Below are 18,179 nucleotides of genomic sequence, written 5' to 3'. Positions count from 1 at the left end.
TGTGACTGAAAAACACCTACTTTATCTCGGCAGATTATGCTTTTTCGGCATATCAACCGTATAGCAAAATATACTTTTTGTATTTGTTTATTATTGCTATACATAGAAACAATCAATCCAGGGCTTGAATCATCAACGCCCTGGAGAACCGATTCAATTGATTTTATTGCCAATCTCAATCTCGCCGCCTCAAACAACCAATCCCAACATAAAGAAAGGGAAATCCCTGACAAAGAAGCTACCGTCAATGACTCGTTAACGAAAACGACCTCATCATTACAGCAAAGCACTTCATTTCAACGTCAAACCAAATCAAAGACAATGGCGTCAGAATCAATAACAACTAAGCCAGAACCTGAGTTAACTATCACATCAAAGCCGATAGCACTTACATCAACAGTATTAACTGTTGCTTCTACTTCAGCGTTAGTCAAACCCATCATAGTGAATTCTGAGAGCAAGAAAAAAGTTAACATTCAGCCCGAAACAGTCTCTTCCAAGAGAGCACCAACAATTGACTCAGCCCCTATTAATGGCCTTAGCAACCTGCCAACTAATCAAGAATTTAGTCAACAATCTAGTCAAAAAACTAGCCAACAAGTGACACTATCTGACGCGCCAAAGCTCATTCAGGCTATCTCCCCAGTGACTGTAGCCTCAACAGCAAATGATCCTGAAATAGCATTAGCGAATTGTTCTCGACGACTGACTCGAAGTTACACAAGCTCTGCAGCAAATGAAGAGCAATTTCTTGTCGGGCAGTTTAATTATGGTTCTGAGCAGCTAAGCGATGAGATTTTTATCTATCAAGATAAAGCAACCCTATACCTGCCAATACAATTTTTAGCCGATAATTTGATGCTACCGTTACAAGTTAACATGCAACCATTAAGCGTGAGCGGCTGGTATTTGACCACGGAAAACACTGTCGATATAAGCCAACACCTCATGCAATTTACTGCGCAAAATAGTGATTGTAATCAAAACCCAACTGACGTCTATTTTGATGATTGGGACATCTATGTCGATATTGAGGTGGTAGAGCAAATACTGGGATTAGAAATTCACTTTGATCATGCTCGTCAGTTACTTGCGGTGAATGAAAATACCTTAGTTCCACTTAGTCAGCTGCTTGAGAGGCAAAAGCGCCACCAGCAATTTAATCATCAAAAAAATGCCAATGACCAACAAAGAATGCGTCAAGTAACTAGCGAATATGCCACGATTGGCGATTTGGCGTTACATGCAGATGTCGGCGTCTCGCAGCGTAAACAAATAGAAACCCAACAACCGAAAGTTGATGGTTTTATCCAAGCAAGGACTGATTTACTCGGACATAGTGCCTATGCTGGTTACTCTTGGTCGGAATACGGCGAAACATTTAACGCCTATATAGAAAAAGCAATGGCCGACACTTGGGTTAAATACTATCGACTTGGCAGTATCGACTCCCATAACTTGGCGTTGGTTTCAGGCGCCAGCTCTGGTGAAGGTCTCATTCTTAATGCTGGTGACGCATTTTCAGATGACATTAGATACATTGTCGTTGAAGGTGAGTTAGAGCCAGGGTGGGATGTTGAATTATACCGAAATGGCGGTTTAATCAGTGTCCAACGTGTTGGTGACAATGGACAATATCGCTTTGAACAAGTCCCCTATTATATTGGAACTAACCAATACCAATTACGTTTATTTGGGCCAAATGGTGAAACACGAACAGAGTCCTTTAGTAAACTGCTCGACCCTTCTTTAATGCAAGCCGACAGCTTCGGAATGAACTTTGGCGTGATGCAACGAGAGCAAGATGATTTAAAACAAGTTTATGCGAGTGCAAACTGGGCGGTATCTGATAACTTCTCGGCTGGTATTGCCTTAATTGAGCAACAGGTTAGTGATAACAAATGGCTGTTTAACCCTTCTTTGACTTTAAGTATGTTAACCGACAACAGTGTCTGGCAACTTAATCTCACAGGAAATGAAACTGGAACAGCAGCTAACATTATTGCCCAAGGGAGTAATAGCCTAATTGACTGGCAAGCAGAATGGGCACACTACCAAGACTTTGAATCATGGGAGAATCCAAATAACCAAGTAAAACAACTGGCCAATATTAATGTGAATGGCAACCTAGACCACACGAATATGAGCTGGGGGCTCAATGGCTCATGGCAAGAACAAAACTTTGGTACAGACAGTATTTACCTTGGAGCAACTGTAGCAGGCCAGTTTCAGCACCTAGCATTGAGTAACGAGTTAAGTTGGCAAAACATCGCCGATACACAACGTTGGGCCAATCGATTAGCCCTTTCAGGTCGAGTCTCCGACTGGTACTTACGTAGCTATGCAGATATTGCACTGCTGCCCACAACAGAACTCACCCAGTTAGTGTCTAATGCCAGTACGTCTTTAAGCGAGCAAAGTAACTATCAGTTTGAAGTTCGTTACCAACCAATGGCATTAGCAGAAGTTACGGTGAGAAACTCTTTATCTTATTTTTTAGATACCACTACCTTAAGGCTGACATTAGAAAATGACTCTGAAGGTGATTGGTTTGCACAATTTAAGTGGAGTAGTTCTGCGCTATTAATTGCACCCGATAACACTTGGTTACTCGACAGAGTTAGCCATTTAAATACTGGAAGTGTAAAAATTATCGCTTTTCAAGATGACAACAACAACGGCCTATATGATGAAGATGAATTACCACTCAGTGGTCTACGTTTTTCAGGCCATAGTCAAGCTGATAGCGCAACGGATGAGCGCGGCCAGTTATTAATTACCCACATACAAACTTCAAGACCACATCGCCTTGTGCTAAATGAGCAATCACTACCTGACCCATTTTTACTGCCTCAAAACAGCATTTTATTAGTAAACGCTCATCCAGGGAATGTAGCCGAAGTGCTATTTCCTGTGTTATTTACTGCAGAGCTAGATGGCGAGATATTTTATGATGATGGGGTTGCGGCAAAAGGTGTGCTGGTGACGTTAATTGATGACGCTGATAATCAATATCATGCCCGAGTAGAGTACGATGGAGTGTTTATCTTTGAGCAACTGGTACCCGGTCGCTATCAAATTGAAATCAATAAACAACGCCAAGCCACACCAATCGAACTGAAGCCAGGTGAATATGTGACCCTCGCCACACAAACCATTTCTCGTTAAACCAAAACAAGATAAATAAGTGCGCATTTATTCAGCAACAACTAGAATAAATTATGGATTTATTGATGTGGAAACAAATAAAGCATGTCACTCTTTATGTTGGTGGTTGCCGTTTCACAAGCCCATTTTAACTTAGTGACCCCTGTGTCTATTGAGCAAATTCGACCAATGGATCTTGGAATGATATACAACCAAGCCAACGTTAATTGCCAGTTAGATCAATTTAACCGTCAAGGTAACGGCTGCCTCACTTCCGATAATCAACTCGGTCAATTTAAAATTCAAGGTAATGGCGAGTCTTCCATTAACGTGAGGGTATACCCAACTTCCACGTCCAACGTATTATTTACCCCTATTCTGCCCAATGGCAATCAGCAGCAATCATTTGCTTTATCTGAAACAGCAACAATTATCAATGTCGGTGGCAAAGTGGATGTGCTTAACGTTGAAAATGTTGGGCAACAGCAATTGTCATACACCATTGAAGTGAATTATCACTAACCGACAAAACAACGCAATGACTCTTTATTTCACAGCTCTTTATTTGTAAGTGCTAAACAATACTCGCATATTGGCAAGTGTTTCTAGTCAATTGCTCTGATTTCCTGTATAAGCATCGCCTCTAGAATATTTTTCAACTTTCTTAACCAAGCACTTTGTTTGCAAATATCAAAGCCAACAAGCTTGCACGTTATAAAAGTCAATCAATATAAAGATTCAATTTTTCATATTTATAAGATGGGCAGGTACGATTATGTCAGACAAATTTTTCTTCAAAGGCCGTCAAACGCCTAAACCTGCCTATGGCGAAAGTGGTTACAATACTAAACGTCAGGCTAAGCTTGGTACTAAAGTTAAGCCACTAACCTTGTCAGTTCAAACCGCAGAAAGAGCTGCGCAAGTACAGCAAATACTAGATGACAAAAACCTGTTTGCGAACATGACTGTTGATGAAAATAACGCTGAAAATATTATTGAGCTAGAGGGCATTATCAATAAGCCTACCGCAGTAACAGCCGAAGCAAAAATTAACCGCAACGATCCTTGCAGCTGTGGCAGTGGAAAAAAATACAAAAAGTGCTGTGGTTAATCATGTCTTGGCTTAAGTAATTCATTAGGACAGCTTAAAGCGACACACTAAGCACCACTTTAGCTTGAACAATAAAAATGGAATCAAAACATGTTTTTGATTCCATTTTTTGTTATGAAAATATCTTTATTTTGTGAAATATTATAAGCTTAACTTCGTTCTTATTATACTCAGTCATAGTGTGCTTAATAAAAGGCAACACTTTTATCAACAGGTTAATTAATCAACCAACGTGATACTAGAGGTCAGAGTGAACACAGTCATAGCAGTAAAGTCCTTGATAACGGCGGGCATCTTGTGCTGCGCTACCCTAAGTTGGCCCGTCATGAGTCAACAATTTAGTCTCGTCAACAGTAACCATACTCCTATGGCAAATATGGTAGTATATCTCACTCCTACCTCTCCCTCTTCAGCAAAAAAGATAGCCCCTGAATCAACTCAGCCTCCAATTGAAATACATCAAGAAAACAAACAGTTCAGCCCATATATCACGGTTATTCAACAAGGTTACCAACTCAAATTTGTTAATGATGATGATATTACTCACCACATTTATTCGGCATCAGGCCCCAAACGCTTTTCGTTTAAACTACGCAAAGATAGCACTCAACAAGATATGTTATTTGATCAAGCAGGCCACATTTCAATGGGGTGTAACATCCATGACTGGATGAGCGGACATGTGTTGGTGGTCGATACTCCTTATTACGGCGTGACTGATTCAAATGGTAACGTCACATTCGATGAGCTACCTGATTCTGAATATCAACTCGTTGTCTGGCACCCGCAATTACGGGCAGATAACAATCAATTTAGCCAGACGATAACAACGCCTTTAGCAGAGGCATTAACCATACAAATAACTGCATCAATGGACGACATCCCAACTCAACAAAGTTTGGATGACTTTGACTTTCTGGATGGATATTAATGCGAAATACGTTCAATAGTATTCAAACTCGTATATTCACCTTTTTCATGGTGTTATTAATAGCTGTTCAAGCTATTTCTTTTGCCATTAATTACTATTCGAATAAACGTTTAGAAAAACAGCAGTTAGAAAACCAACTATCAGTAGCTGAGTTGGTATTTAAGTCAGAATATGACAACCGAAATTACTATTTATCCGCTTTTGCCGAAACGGCTGCAAAAGACTTTGGCCTTAAAGATATTTTTATTGATGGCGACAGCCGCAGTTTTTTGGTGGCATTAAATAATCATCGAAAACGCATCAATGCAGATTTAGCTATTGCAGTTGATCATCAAGGGAATGTGATTGGCGAGCTGTTAACGACAGCAAAAGGACCTAACAAAGGCAAAGTTAATGTTGGACCAGAGCAAGGTCAGCCATTTAGATTCCCGCTCGCAACAGAATTTGAAACCAATAGCCCCATATACCCTCTTGGCGAGCATGTTTATCAGTTAAGGTTTTCACCATTAACCAGTGGCGCAGCAAACATTATTGGCTGGGTGGGCTTTGGCTTTATTATTGGCGACGAGTTAACGCATTCGTTATCGGAGCAAACCGGCTTGAACACTGGATTTTTGCTCACATCTGAAAAAAGTAACCAATTAATTAGCCTCTCCAATACCAGATTCACCCACGAAGACCATCAAGTCATCAGTGACTTTATTGAACACGATCAAACCAATGATGAATACATTTTATGGCAATCAGATTTAGGTGAGGTTAAGCGTGATAGCCAAGACAATGTTCAACTACATGCCTTTATGTATTTGAGTCGCAATGCTGCGCTTGAATCAGCACAAGATCATTGGTTTCAACAATTATTATTGATTTTATTAATGTTGCCGATGTCACTATTTGTGGCCTACATTATTGCTCGAGGTGTCACTAAGCCACTTACATTATTGATAAAACAAGCTCGATTTATTGCAAAAGGTAATTACAATTCAAAGGTAGAAGTTGGCAACAGTGCAGAGATGAAAGAACTCGCTGAAGAAATCACTGCCATGCAACAAGCCATATTAAGCCGTGAAAACAAAATCGCCTTTCAAGCCTACCATGACCCACTGACCAATCTAGGTAATAAAAACGAGTTAATCCGCATCACCTCGAGCTGGTTCGAAAGCAAATCTCCATTAGCAATATGCCTGATTAATATTCGTCGTATGACTGAAATCAACGGTACCTTAGGTCATGTTGTTGGCGATATGGTGATCACAGAAGTTGGCCGTCGATTAGCAAGCTTTGATGAAATAGATCTCGTCTGCCGTATTAACGGCGATGAATTTGTCCTTGCTATTGAGCACACAGAGCAAATATCACTTACCGCATTAATTAATCATGTCCAACAAACTGTTGAAGCCAATTACTGCTATCAAGACATTTCGTTGCATTTACAAACCACTATCGGCATCAGTTTTGTTTATTACCCAAGTGATCTCGAAACACTATTACGCCAAGCCGACACCGCCTTACAGTATGCGAAGAAACATCATCAACATTTACAGATTTACCACCAGCAAATTGATGTTAATACCGTAGACAGACTGCAATTAGTCAACGACCTAAAACCGGCAATTGAGCAAGATGAGCTAGTGTTATTTTACCAACCTAAGCTGAACCTCAAGCTCAATAAAGTAACCCATGTAGAGGCATTGGTTCGTTGGCAACATCCGATAAGAGGCATGATCCCGCCAGATAGCTTTATTCCTATCGCTGAAAAAATGGGACAAATGAATGCTCTAACGAACTGGGTAATCAATCAAGCGCTAGACCAATACCTACTATGGCAACAACAAGGAGTTGAGTTGTCCATAGCAATCAATATTTCAGCTGAGAATTTAAAGGATGATCAATTTTGCCAGCATATTTTGCAAATGATTAAAGATAAGAAAGTGCCTATCGAAGCATTAACGCTAGAGATCACCGAGGATGCCGTTGTTGCCGACCCTGAACATGCCATCAAGCAACTTACAGAGCTCAAACAGCATGGGCTTAAGCTATCAATTGATGATTATGGTACTGGCTACTCCTCTTTAGCCCAGCTAAAACAACTTCCCGTGGATGAGCTAAAAATTGACAAGTCATTTGTGCAAAACTTGATGAGCAGTGAAGATGATAAAATTATTGTCAGTTCAACCTTGCAGCTTGCCCATAACTTAGGCTTAAAAGTGGTGGCTGAAGGCATTGAAGATGAAGGTTCTCTCAAATGGTTAACCCAGCGAGGCTGTGAAATGGGCCAAGGCTTTTACTTGTCAAAACCCGTTGATGCCGAAAAGTTAACCCAATGGTTAGCACAATCAAAATACCGTTAACACGTCACTAATCCGTAATAAATAAATCAATAAGGTACGCGGATGAAATATTGGAAAAGAACAGGAAAATGGATTTGTATTTTATGTTTAGCTTGTCATTCAGCCACTGCTGCAGAACATCACTTTTCAGGCCTGATTGATGTAAGAGCCAGTTACACAGATGGCACTGAATCTTATGTCGATGGTGGCTTAGGAAAATTTCGCTTTGATGACGGCACTCAATTATCACTTTCCCAAGTTGGCCTGACCTATAAAGTGGATTGGGAAAACGCATTTTCAGCGCATGTGACAGCCAATGGTTATCTTGATAATACCCGTAATGATATTGGTATTACCGAAGCATTTTTAAATTATCGCAGTTTGCCCTGGCAAAATGGCCTTAGGTTAAAAGGTCGATTAGGCTTAATGTACCCTGATATTTCTCTGGAAAATATCGCCACAGCTTGGTCGTCCCCTTATACATTAAGCTATTCGGCGATAAACAGCTGGTTAGGTGAGGAGTTTCGCCATCTTGGTGCAGAACTCACCCTTGAGCGCTTAGGAAAATTCCATAACTCAAAACATGACTTAGCCTTATCTGCAGCTTTATTCCAATATAATGATACCGCTGGCGCCATGCTCGCTTGGCATGGTTGGACACTCAGCTCCCGTCAAACCTTACTCCATGAATCCTTGCCGTTAAGTAATATGCCCAGCTTAGCAGGAGGCAGTTTAGATGATCAGGCCGATGAATCAGATCCTTTTATCGAACTAGATGATCGTTTTGGTTATCACGTACATGGTCAATGGCGATTTAAAGGAAATGGCGAAGTGTCATTAGGTTATTATGATAACAATGCCAATACTCTCGTCTTTAAGAATGGCCAATATGCTTGGCTGACAAAGTTTACTCATGCTGGTGTCAAATGGCGTTTACCCTACCAAATCGAACTCATCAGCCAAATCATGTATGGCAGCACGTTGATGCAGTCACCAGAAGCTTTAGATGTGGTTAATAATGACTATCAAGCCGCCTTTGTTTTATTAACTAAACGTTGGGATAAACATCGCCTAACTATTCGAGCAGAAGATTTTGAGGTATCAGACAATGATGCCACGTTCGACGATAACAATAATGAACAAGGCAATGCCCTCACCTTGTCGTATCAATATCGTTTACAAAAAAGCTGGTTTATCCAAACTGAATATAACCGTATAGACGCGACTCGTGATGCCAGAGTTGAACAAGGTTTACCCAAAGAGATGCTAGAGCAGCAGTGGCAATTAGCCACTAGATGGTATTTCTAACACCCAGTTGCCGCTTCATTAGCCATGGATTGGTTGTTACCGCTTTTTTACTTCATAACAAATCGTGCCTAAGTGGTTAAAAAATAATTTGAAGAACGGTTATCCATAATTAAAAAAGCAGCAACCTGCGCAATAATCAGTCCATATTTCAATTGTGTAGCCCTCGCATGACGCCAATCTGCCCCTCAAAGATTTAACATTCAATATAAAGCGCAATTTTTATCACAGTTCTTTTGTATTTTGTTTCAAATTAGGTAAAGTGTCTGCCAGCTTAATGTTAATAATAATCATAATAAAAGGTGAGATATGAGTGAAAATTCACACTCAGGTAACGACCTCAGTGAAGTAAAACAACTTGGGATGTGGGCATCGATTGCCAGCCTGAGTTATATTTTTTGGATCGTCGGCGGCATGGAGCTGGTTGAACGTATCGCATACTACGGTGTAAAGGCCAGTGCTGGTCTTTATGCAAAAGCCCCCACCTCTGAAGGTGGCTTAGGTATTAGCCTTAGCGATTATGGTGTGATCATCGCAATTTGGGCCTTCATGCAAACCTTCATACCTGTCTTTACGGGCGGCATATCAGATCGCGTTGGTTACAAAGAAACCATTTTTGCCTCTACGATAATTAAAATCGCTGGCTATCTTGTCATGGCTTTCTTCCCAAGCTTTTATGGTTTCCTCTTTGGCGCCATTTTGCTGGCGGCGGGTACAGGTATTTTTAAACCGGGTATTCAAGGTACCTTAGTGCTATCCACTGGCAGACAAAACACCTCAATGGCTTGGGGTATATTCTACCAAGTTGTTAATATTGGTGGGTTCTTAGGTCCGCTAGTTGCTGTGCATATGCGCCAATTATCTTGGGATAATGTGTTTTATGCCTGTGCAGCCATTATCTCGTTAAACTTTTTATTTCTATTAGCTTATAAAGAGCCAGGAAAAGAAGAACGTCTTGAGCGAAATCGTAAAATTAAATCTGGCGAAATTAAACAAGAAGCCCTATGGCGTGATGCCTTAAACGAGCTTAAAAAACCAGTGGTGATTTACTACATGCTAGTGTTTGCTGGTTTCTGGTTCTTGTTCAATGCCTTATTTGATGTATTGCCTATTCATATTGCAGAGTGGGTCGATACCAGTGTGATTGTGACCTCGCTATTTGGCCCCGACGGCACATCTAATGGCTTTTTCCAATTCTGGTTAGGCCTAGATAACACAGGTACTAAGGTCATGCCAGAAGGCATGCTTAACCTCAATGCTGGTATGATTATGACCAGTTGTTTTTTGGTGGCTGCGCTTACTGCTAAATACCGTATTACCACAGCAATGCTAGGTGGTTGTTTGCTGAGTATCCTCGCATTTGTATTTATAGGTGCAACTAATGCGGCATGGATGATTGTACTAGCCATTGCTATGTTCTCTTTCGGTGAAATGATGATTAGCCCGAAGAAAAACGAGTTCATGGGTAATATTGCCCCTGAAGGCAAAAAAGCGATGTACTTAGGTTTTGTGATGTTACCGCAAGGGATTGGCTGGACTCTTGAAGGCTACTTTGGCCCTAAGTTATATGAAATGTACGCATCAAAAGAAGTATTCTCACTACAACTCCTTGCTGAGCGAGGCATGGATGCTGCTACAATTGGCGCTATTCCGCAAGGTGAAGCCTTTAGTACATTAGTGACTTTCACAGGTGAACCGGCTCAAGAACTCACTACCTTGCTGTATAACACCCATAACATTGGTATGGCGTGGTATATCATCGCTGCCATCGGCACTATTTCAGCAGTAGGTATTTTCCTTTACGGTAAATGGTTGTACAAATTACAACAAAGCTAATACCAAACTCAGTATGTAAATAGTAAAAAGCTGACTATGATGTCAGCTTTTTTATTGAGCAAGTGTTATTAAAGTAGTGTAAAAATTCAAGGTCATACTTCATGACGCTACACGTTAAACTCTTCACTCTGAACTATTTGAATTCGCGATTGCATTGTTAACCCTTTTCTAAGCAATAAAACATAAAAAGGAGCCCTAAGGCTCCTTTAATCATTATGCTAATCACAAAAAGTTATCGTAACCTTTTTAGCATGCTAATAAACCGAAAAATCTTTAATGACTTGTTCCACTATGCATCACGTCAACACCATAGGTTTTACCTTCGGCATGACACGTTGAACAAGACTCAATCGGTAAATCAACCACTGAACCAGGTTCATCCTGTACATAAGCGCCATTACTCTTGAAGTGAGCTAATGCAGAGGCACTCACGTGACAACTACGACAAGCTTCAGAGATTGGCGAGATGAAACCAGCATCAGTTTCGACAGAGCGTTTACCTGATGTTAATCCACCATCTGCAGCAAATACGGTGCTATCTTCTTTATGGCAAGCCTGACAATTATTTAACATTGCAGAGTACCCATTAAGATTGCCTTCAGCATCACGGTATACAGCTGGTTCGCCATCCCAGTAGCCAGCATGGAATCTATGAGCAACAGTAACGAGGTCTCGGTTAGCAAAAGATAAACCTTCAACGACATCCCATATTGCATTGCCATCAGCATCTACTTCGTCAGTTTTATACGATACTGTAGGGTGATAAGTAGGAGAACCACCTAAGTTTTCGCTATGACAATAAGCACATTGTGTGAACTCAGTGACACCGTGAGTGCTTTTTATATGCGTTAAGTTACCATGACAATCATTACACTTAGCTTCACTAATTGAAGTACGATCTGCATCAGCGATACGCATCTCAACAATATCTGCATCAGGCGTTAGGTTAAAGTACTTAGTCTCAGCCAGATTCGCCACGCCCATTTCAAGAATATTGCCATCATCATCTTGGGTACACTCGACAATTTCACTTCCTGAGCCGCATAATTGCACTTCAGCCGTTGCGTAAATTGGACCCACTAATAAATCAGTCGCAAATTCAGCTTCGTTAACGACTACGCCATCAGAACTCATCACGCCACCAACGAAGTCCATTTTAAATCCACCATCGGCACCGTAGCCATGTGACACAGCGCCTGTATCTGCATCTAACGTGCCGATTAATAAACCACGACCTGCATTAGTCATATAATCTGTGATTGACGCATAGGTTGCAGCATCAAGTAAGGAGCCATTCATGCTCACTTCTGACGTAACGACTAACGTAGACATCCCAGCAGTTGCTGAAGCTTCTACTTCTACTGATTGAATATCAATAATAAACTTATCAGCTAACTCATCTCTGCCGCCAACACCATGTGCTTGCATAGGACTTAAACTGCCCGCACCATGACAACCTGAACATGAAGCATCACTTTCAGGCACAATTCCTAAGTGACCTTCACCAGTTTCAAAATCAACATTGGTATGGCAAGACACACAGGCTTCTGCATAAACATTGTCATTCCACTGAGTACCGTTGTCGTGACATGTTGTACATTCATTCAACTCTGCAGGGAAGGCAATTTCAGAGAACATCTCTTTAGCTGCACCTTCTAGATTATCAATATGATGACCAGCGTGAATGGTGTGGATCATGGCATTAAAGTTAAGGTTATAACCTAAGGCTTCCGCTTCTTCATCCGTCACTGGATAAGAAGGGTTATGACAAGACACACAGTTTTCTACTTTTTGATAATTATGGTGCGCGCTAAGATCAGCGATACGTGAATCAGTATCTTCATAACCATCTAACTGGCCGTGACATTTAATACATGCCGCATTTGAAACGGAGTCTTTCTCTGAAATTGCGATTTCATTAGTCGCAGGAATAAAGTCAATTGGGGTAGAAAGCAGTTTATCTGAAACCGATGTGCCAGAACTATCGACAATATTATAAGTTCGAACCATGACACGATGAAGACTATTAGCATCCCCATTTTCTAAGACAATAGGCGCATTACCATCATGCTCCCAAGTCCCGGTATATGTACCAGGATTGGCTTCATCTTCAACCAGAGTACAGGCATCTACCTCTGTTCCCCATGAATCTGCTTTGCCCGTAGGCGTACAATACATGCTGTAGCTAAAATCATTTGCTAAACCATTACTTTCCCAAACGAGAGGTGCACCGGTATCAGCCATATTTTCCGTTTGGTTAGCCACATAAATAGCCACTTGCTCTAAACCAGTAAAAGGTAAAGATTCACCTGCTGAATTTTTACCTGTGGCAGTAAATTTAACAGAAAATTCTTCGCTCCCCACTACAACGATATCTTCTGGTGCAACCGTTAATATAAAGTCTGCTGCAGATTCTACTGTTGAAACAACATTACCCGCAGGTGTACCCGGTTCACCAGGTGCCCCTGGCTCACCCGGAGCCCCATCTTGGCCATCTTCACCATCACTGCATCCCACTAACCCGATAACAGCCATCAACGCTGTTGCGAGTATTGTTCTCTTATAAGTTCTCATTATCGTATCCCTTTATTTTAGGTATTTGATTCTGCCGTGGCAGTGATTCCAATATAAAAGACAGCCTGTAATATGTATTAAACTTGTGTGGTAATTGTGATTGAAATTTAAAGATTCTTAGCTAAAAATTGCACAATTCGAGCTTAGCAATTTCGCTATGTAAAACTCACATAACTTATTGCTTTTATTTGATAGTTTGAGTTCAATTTATAATATTTACAATTTTATAATCAGCAAAACTGGGAGGAAAACAAAGTAACAAAATGATGGGTAATAGGTACTATCTTCTGAGTAGAAATAAACTCATTTAAACACGGTAAACAAACTCAAAAACCAGACTTAATTTGAAGGTTAAAAAAAGAAGCCTTTCGGCTTCATTTGAGGCGTTTATTTCGAGAAACTATGCGTTACAAACTGATCAAATACTTCACTGAGTCCAATATAATTTCTCTGCTATTTTCACAGTAACGTCTATAAGGCGATGAACGTTCAATAATGTTGTACTCAGGGGATAAACATTTACCCACCAATTTTTGTCTTTCAAAAGCGGGGAGCTTTTCTACACGTATATCGTCTAAGCTACCCAACACTTTGGATTCAGCAGTCGACATAAAACTGAAGCTTCTCATCGTCAATAGATGACAAAACCACTCTGAAACTGAAGTCACCCGACTGATGCTTGGGGGTTCGATACCCGATTGACGACAATAGATTTCAAACGGATCTAATTTGTCATTAAACCCCTTTCCTTCAAGTATCAAAAACGGATAGTTGCTAATTTCTTCTAAATCAATATAACCGCTGTTCCAAATAGGGTGATTTCGCCGAGCAGCAATAGAAGTAGAAGTAGAAATACCAATAACTTGAGACTCTAATTCAGTCACACATGCCCCGCCAAAATTAATCCCGAGATCGATATCACCTTGATGAATTTTCTCTTCTGAGTATTCGTTCCATAAATGAAGCCTCACTTTACCCAATTTATCCATTACCTCTTCACGGCCTAAAGACAATGCCAGCGAATTAATAATGATAGGAGTGACAGCAATATTGAGGACTTTAGAAGAATTGGTTTTATTCCCTGCACAAACAATTCTTTCTATATTTGAGGCAGATTCACAAAATTCGCAGATGGGTTGATAAAGGTGTTCAGCTAACGCGGTAGGTTTTAAACCTTGCTGGCGACGATAAAACAACTCGTCGTCAAAGGTCAGCCTAAGTGCTGTGAGGCAGCGGCTAATTTTAGGCGCTGAAACGCCAAGCTCTTTTGCAGCAAGATTGGCAAACCCCGTTTCATAGATAATTTTGAAAACCAATAAACTGAATACATCAAGTTCGCTAATTTTTTTTAGTGCTTTTATATCCATGTTATTGCCTGTTTAAATTTCATCCAGCCAAAACATTAGCACTAATATTTACAAAGTATATTGATCCAGTGCAGACTTATTAATCTTGAATCTGCTCATATCTATCTAAATTATTTCATTAAAATCTCTTCCTCAGTTAAATGGCGAAATTTTCCACACTCGAGTTGAGTATCTAATTTGATACTACCTATCGACTCACGATGTAATGCCAAAACCGGATTTCTAAAGCGCCCAAACATACGCTTTATTTGATGATACTTACCTTCTTGTAAAATCACCCTAGCTTGAAAAGTCGATAGGATTTCTAATTTTGCTGGCTTGGTGACTATATCTTCATATCCAAAATGCATCCCCTGTAAAAAACCAGCAATATAACTTTCATCGAGTGGGTTTGCTAACGTCACCAAGTATTGCTTATTAACCTTAGTATCAGGTGCCATCAGCATTTCAGACCAACGGCTGTCGTTGGTAATTAATAGTAATCCAGTCGAATGTAAATCTAGGCGACCTGCAATATGCATCAAATCCAGATCGATATTGTCAAGTAATGACAAAGCAGTGGGATGGATACGGTCTTTAGTTGCGCTGACTACACCATCAGGCTTATTTAACATATAGTATTGCCGAGTATGATGTTGCAACCACTCACCATCAAAGCGTATATGAGTAAATTCATCAATTTGTAAATCGACAGACTTACAAATTTCACCATCCACTTCAATGCGATTATCAAGCAATAATTGCCTGACAGCTTTCTTAGAAATTTGCAGCTTTTGAGCAAAAAATTGATCTAACCGACTTCGCTTACTTCGCATTTTATAATTTATTCTCAATTAACTAATTAAAAGAATTAACTTATTCCGATTCATTTAGTTACTTCGTTTGAGTTAACAAACCAAATCGAATACCCTGTTTAAAGGCAAAACAATAAAGGAGTAACATGTCTTTGCAACCAGCTTATCCGATTTTACAGCCAGAAATGAGCATTGTAGACCTAAAACAATCCATTACTGAGTTTGATACCTGGTTAGAACAACAAATAAATAGTTGTTCTATCGCAGAAATACTGCAGCATCGAGCGCAGTTTTTCGACATTTTACTAAATCACCTTTGGCAAGCTACCCCGTTTGAAACCAGCACCATTTCCTTAAATGCAGTGGGTGGTTATGGGCGTAAAACACTTCACCCTTTTTCTGATATTGATATTTGCATTATCCATGACAGTGACTTATCAACACATGACGCAAACTCCTTAAGCCATTTTTTAACTCAATTATGGGATTTAGGGTTAGATTTGGGCCATGCAGTAAGACGACTTGATGATACTTTTAAAGCCTGCGCAGAAGATGTCACTATTGCGACAACACTGCTAGAAATTAGACATATCTGTGGCCACGAGAATCACCAACACCAAGTTCTGAGTAAGCTTTATGGCGAAACGATTTGGTCAAGTGAAGCATTTTTTGATGCTAAATATAACGAACAAAAAGTGCGTCACAATAAGGCGCAAGGCACCGCATTTAATATTGAGCCCAATTTAAAGAACAGTCCCGGTGGTATGAGGGATATTCAAACCATTACCTGGATTGCTCGTAAGCATTTCTCTATTGATGGTTTAAAAGATCTACGCCGACTTAAATTTTTAACTGACGATGAATACGCTGAGTTTATGGAGTGTCAAAACTTCATCTGGCGTGTCCGTTTTGCTTTGCATCAGGCCTCTAACCGCTCTGAAAATCGATTATTACTCCAGCACCAAGCTGAAGTTGCACGTCTGCAAGGTTTTGGCGATAGCGGTAATATCGCCATTGAAAAAATGATGCGCCAATTATTTAGAGCCATGAAACGTATTCGTGAGCTAAATCTAATGTTAATGGCTTATTTCGAACGTGAAATTGTGCCACAAAAAACACCTGTGATAATTGAGATTAATGAAAACTTCCAAATTTATAATGGGCAAATTCACGCTCAAAACCAAGACGTTTTTATTGATCGTACCCAAATCATGTCGATGTTTACCTTTATTGCCATTTATCATGAGCAAGTAACGGGTATCACCCCAGAAACATTACGACTATTGCGCCAAGTGCGACGAAGATTAATGGGTGACTTGCAAGATTATCAGGTTTGCCGAGAGTTATTTGTTAGCTTATTTAAGCACCCTCATGGAATGGGTCTGGCAATAACCTTAATGCATCAGCACGGTATTTTAGCCTCCTACTTACCTCAATGGCGTGAAGTCGTAGGTCAAATGCAGTTTGATTTATTCCATGCATATACAGTAGATGAGCATACTCATAAGCTACTGAAAAAAATATATGGCTTAACTCAAGATGAAGTGCCAGCAGATCAAAAACTGGCTGCTGATATTTTTGAACGTTTTCAAGCAAAAGAATCCATATTATTTGCAGCGTTATTCCATGACTTAGCAAAAGGTCGTGGCGGTGATCATAGTGAGCTTGGCGCAGTAGATGCCAAACTATTCGCAAAGTTTCACGGGTTAAAAACCTCACAACAGCAATTAATCAGCTGGTTAGTTGAGCAACATTTATTAATGTCTATTACGTCTCAACGAATGGATATACACGACCCAGAAGTGGTTAAAACCTTTGCAAAATCAGTTGGTAGTATTACAAAACTTGATGCACTATATTGCCTCACAGTTGCAGATATCCAAGCAACCAATGACGATTTATGGAATGACTGGAAAGCAAGCTTACTTACCGACCTCTATTTTGCAACGCGAAAAGCGCTCAGAAATGGTTTAGAAAATGTGTTGCAATTAAGAACCCTCGTCAGAGAGCACAAACAAGATGCTTTAGGCATTATTAGTCCTAGTGAAGCTCAACTTACTGAAATAAATACCTTGTGGAAACGGTTACCGTTATCATTCTTTAGTAATGCAATTCCAAGTGAAATTGCTAAATACAGCCTAGGTATTCTAAGCCACGAACAAGAAAATCATCCTGATGATCACTCACTCATCATACTTGATGACAGTAGCGTTAAAGGCTGTAGTGATGTGTTTGTTTACACCAAAGACAGACCTGGATTATTTATTTCATTATTTAACACACTGTCGACACTAAAAATTTCCGTTAACCAAGCTCAAATATCTAAAACCAAAGACGGATATGTTGTTGAAGCATTTAAAGTGCTCGATTTTGATGGCAAACCTATTTTTAGTGCCCAACGCCGTAAACAAGTCATTAAAAAATTACGTCAGGTACTCGATGACAATATGTCACCGCCTAAAACTCGACCTTCTCGCCATACCAAAAACTTTGATAATAAACCTACGATTGAGTTTATTCACTCTAAGAAGGCCGACCGCACACTAGTGCATGTACTGGCATTAGAAACCCATGAATTTATGGGGCAAATTGCCAGTGCCTTTAGAGCACTCGATCTCAACATTCATTCAGCTGCAATTAGTACTGTGGGCGAACGTGCTGATAATGTATTTGCATTATCTAATCAACATGGCGCACAGTTAACTGAATTGGAGCAAGCTGAACTGCAGGAAAAATTAGTCAAATCGATCACTTCAACATTATAATTGCCCTATCTTTGTTGTA

At 40.1% G+C, this 18,179-nt stretch carries 11 protein-coding genes; 8 read left to right on the top strand and 3 right to left on the bottom strand.

The features are described 5' to 3' along the window. Positions 1-36 precede the first annotated feature (36 nt). From SJ2017_RS05815 to SJ2017_RS05785, 7 genes are all read left to right on the top strand, one after another. Positions 37-3,168, top strand: a complete 3,132-nt coding sequence (locus tag SJ2017_RS05815) for a carboxypeptidase-like regulatory domain-containing protein (protein WP_156003170.1) — start codon at positions 37-39, stop codon at positions 3,166-3,168. Positions 3,169-3,252: 84 nt separating this feature from the next. Continuing rightward, positions 3,253-3,669, top strand: a complete 417-nt coding sequence (locus SJ2017_RS05810) for a hypothetical protein (protein ID WP_080915164.1) — start codon at positions 3,253-3,255, stop codon at positions 3,667-3,669. Positions 3,670-3,922: 253 nt separating this feature from the next. After that, positions 3,923-4,258, top strand: a complete 336-nt coding sequence (locus tag SJ2017_RS05805; RefSeq protein ID WP_080915163.1) for a PBPRA1643 family SWIM/SEC-C metal-binding motif protein — start codon at positions 3,923-3,925, stop codon at positions 4,256-4,258. Between the two features lie 325 nt (positions 4,259-4,583). Then, a complete protein-coding gene (locus SJ2017_RS05800; protein WP_156003167.1) occupies positions 4,584-5,189 on the top strand; it encodes a cupredoxin domain-containing protein in 606 nt (201 codons plus the stop codon). Next, the gene (locus SJ2017_RS05795) at positions 5,189-7,540 is read left to right on the top strand and encodes an EAL domain-containing protein (RefSeq protein WP_080915162.1); all 2,352 of its coding nucleotides are present in this window, start codon (positions 5,189-5,191) and stop codon (positions 7,538-7,540) included. Before SJ2017_RS05800 ends, SJ2017_RS05795 begins: the two co-directional genes overlap by 1 nt. A gap of 42 nt (positions 7,541-7,582) precedes the next feature. Beyond that, on the top strand, positions 7,583-8,827 hold the full coding sequence (locus tag SJ2017_RS05790) for a hypothetical protein (RefSeq protein WP_080915161.1): 1,245 nt from the start codon (positions 7,583-7,585) through the stop codon (positions 8,825-8,827). A 306-nt stretch (positions 8,828-9,133) separates the two neighbouring features. Then, entirely contained in the window at positions 9,134-10,660 is a 1,527-nt protein-coding gene (locus tag SJ2017_RS05785; RefSeq protein WP_055024296.1) for an MFS transporter, read from the top strand. A 273-nt stretch (positions 10,661-10,933) separates the two neighbouring features. Here the strand turns inward: SJ2017_RS05785 and SJ2017_RS05780 are convergent, their stop codons facing one another. From SJ2017_RS05780 to SJ2017_RS05770, 3 genes are all read right to left on the bottom strand, one after another. After that, a complete protein-coding gene (locus SJ2017_RS05780; protein WP_080915160.1) occupies positions 10,934-13,234 on the bottom strand; it encodes an OmcA/MtrC family decaheme c-type cytochrome in 2,301 nt (766 codons plus the stop codon). Between the two features lie 407 nt (positions 13,235-13,641). Beyond that, positions 13,642-14,601 carry a LysR family transcriptional regulator gene (locus SJ2017_RS05775; RefSeq protein ID WP_080915159.1) on the bottom strand — a complete coding sequence of 320 codons (960 nt, stop codon included), beginning with the start codon at positions 14,599-14,601 and terminating at the stop codon, positions 13,642-13,644. A 110-nt stretch (positions 14,602-14,711) separates the two neighbouring features. Beyond that, positions 14,712-15,416, bottom strand: coding sequence for a 16S rRNA pseudouridine(516) synthase (locus tag SJ2017_RS05770; protein WP_080915158.1), 705 nt, complete (start codon positions 15,414-15,416; stop codon positions 14,712-14,714). 125 nt (positions 15,417-15,541) lie between these two features. Between SJ2017_RS05770 and glnD the strand changes: the two genes are divergently transcribed. Then, entirely contained in the window at positions 15,542-18,160 is a 2,619-nt protein-coding gene (gene glnD, locus SJ2017_RS05765) for a [protein-PII] uridylyltransferase (RefSeq protein WP_080915157.1), read from the top strand. Positions 18,161-18,179: the final 19 nt, after the last annotated feature.

Source organism: Shewanella japonica (assembly GCF_002075795.1).
GTDB classification, from domain to species: Bacteria; Pseudomonadota; Gammaproteobacteria; order Enterobacterales; family Shewanellaceae; genus Shewanella; species Shewanella japonica.
Note: the sequence above shows the minus strand (reverse complement) of the source record. Positions and strands in the feature narration are given on the sequence as shown.

Excerpts from the sequence above, each read along its gene's own strand:
- SJ2017_RS05800 (WP_156003167.1), top strand. The coding sequence starts at position 4,584 with ATGAGTCAACAATTTAGTCTCGTCAACAGTAACCATACTCCTATGGCA.
- SJ2017_RS05785 (WP_055024296.1), top strand. The coding sequence starts at position 9,134 with ATGAGTGAAAATTCACACTCAGGTAACGACCTCAGTGAAGTAAAACAA.
- SJ2017_RS05815 (WP_156003170.1), top strand. The coding sequence starts at position 37 with ATGCTTTTTCGGCATATCAACCGTATAGCAAAATATACTTTTTGTATT.
- SJ2017_RS05770 (WP_080915158.1), bottom strand. The coding sequence starts at position 15,416 with ATGCGAAGTAAGCGAAGTCGGTTAGATCAATTTTTTGCTCAAAAGCTG.
- SJ2017_RS05790 (WP_080915161.1), top strand. The coding sequence starts at position 7,583 with ATGAAATATTGGAAAAGAACAGGAAAATGGATTTGTATTTTATGTTTA.
- glnD (WP_080915157.1), top strand. The coding sequence starts at position 15,542 with ATGTCTTTGCAACCAGCTTATCCGATTTTACAGCCAGAAATGAGCATT.
- SJ2017_RS05775 (WP_080915159.1), bottom strand. The coding sequence starts at position 14,601 with ATGGATATAAAAGCACTAAAAAAAATTAGCGAACTTGATGTATTCAGT.
- SJ2017_RS05780 (WP_080915160.1), bottom strand. The coding sequence starts at position 13,234 with ATGAGAACTTATAAGAGAACAATACTCGCAACAGCGTTGATGGCTGTT.
- SJ2017_RS05795 (WP_080915162.1), top strand. The coding sequence starts at position 5,189 with ATGCGAAATACGTTCAATAGTATTCAAACTCGTATATTCACCTTTTTC.
- SJ2017_RS05810 (WP_080915164.1), top strand. The coding sequence starts at position 3,253 with ATGTCACTCTTTATGTTGGTGGTTGCCGTTTCACAAGCCCATTTTAAC.
- SJ2017_RS05805 (WP_080915163.1), top strand. The coding sequence starts at position 3,923 with ATGTCAGACAAATTTTTCTTCAAAGGCCGTCAAACGCCTAAACCTGCC.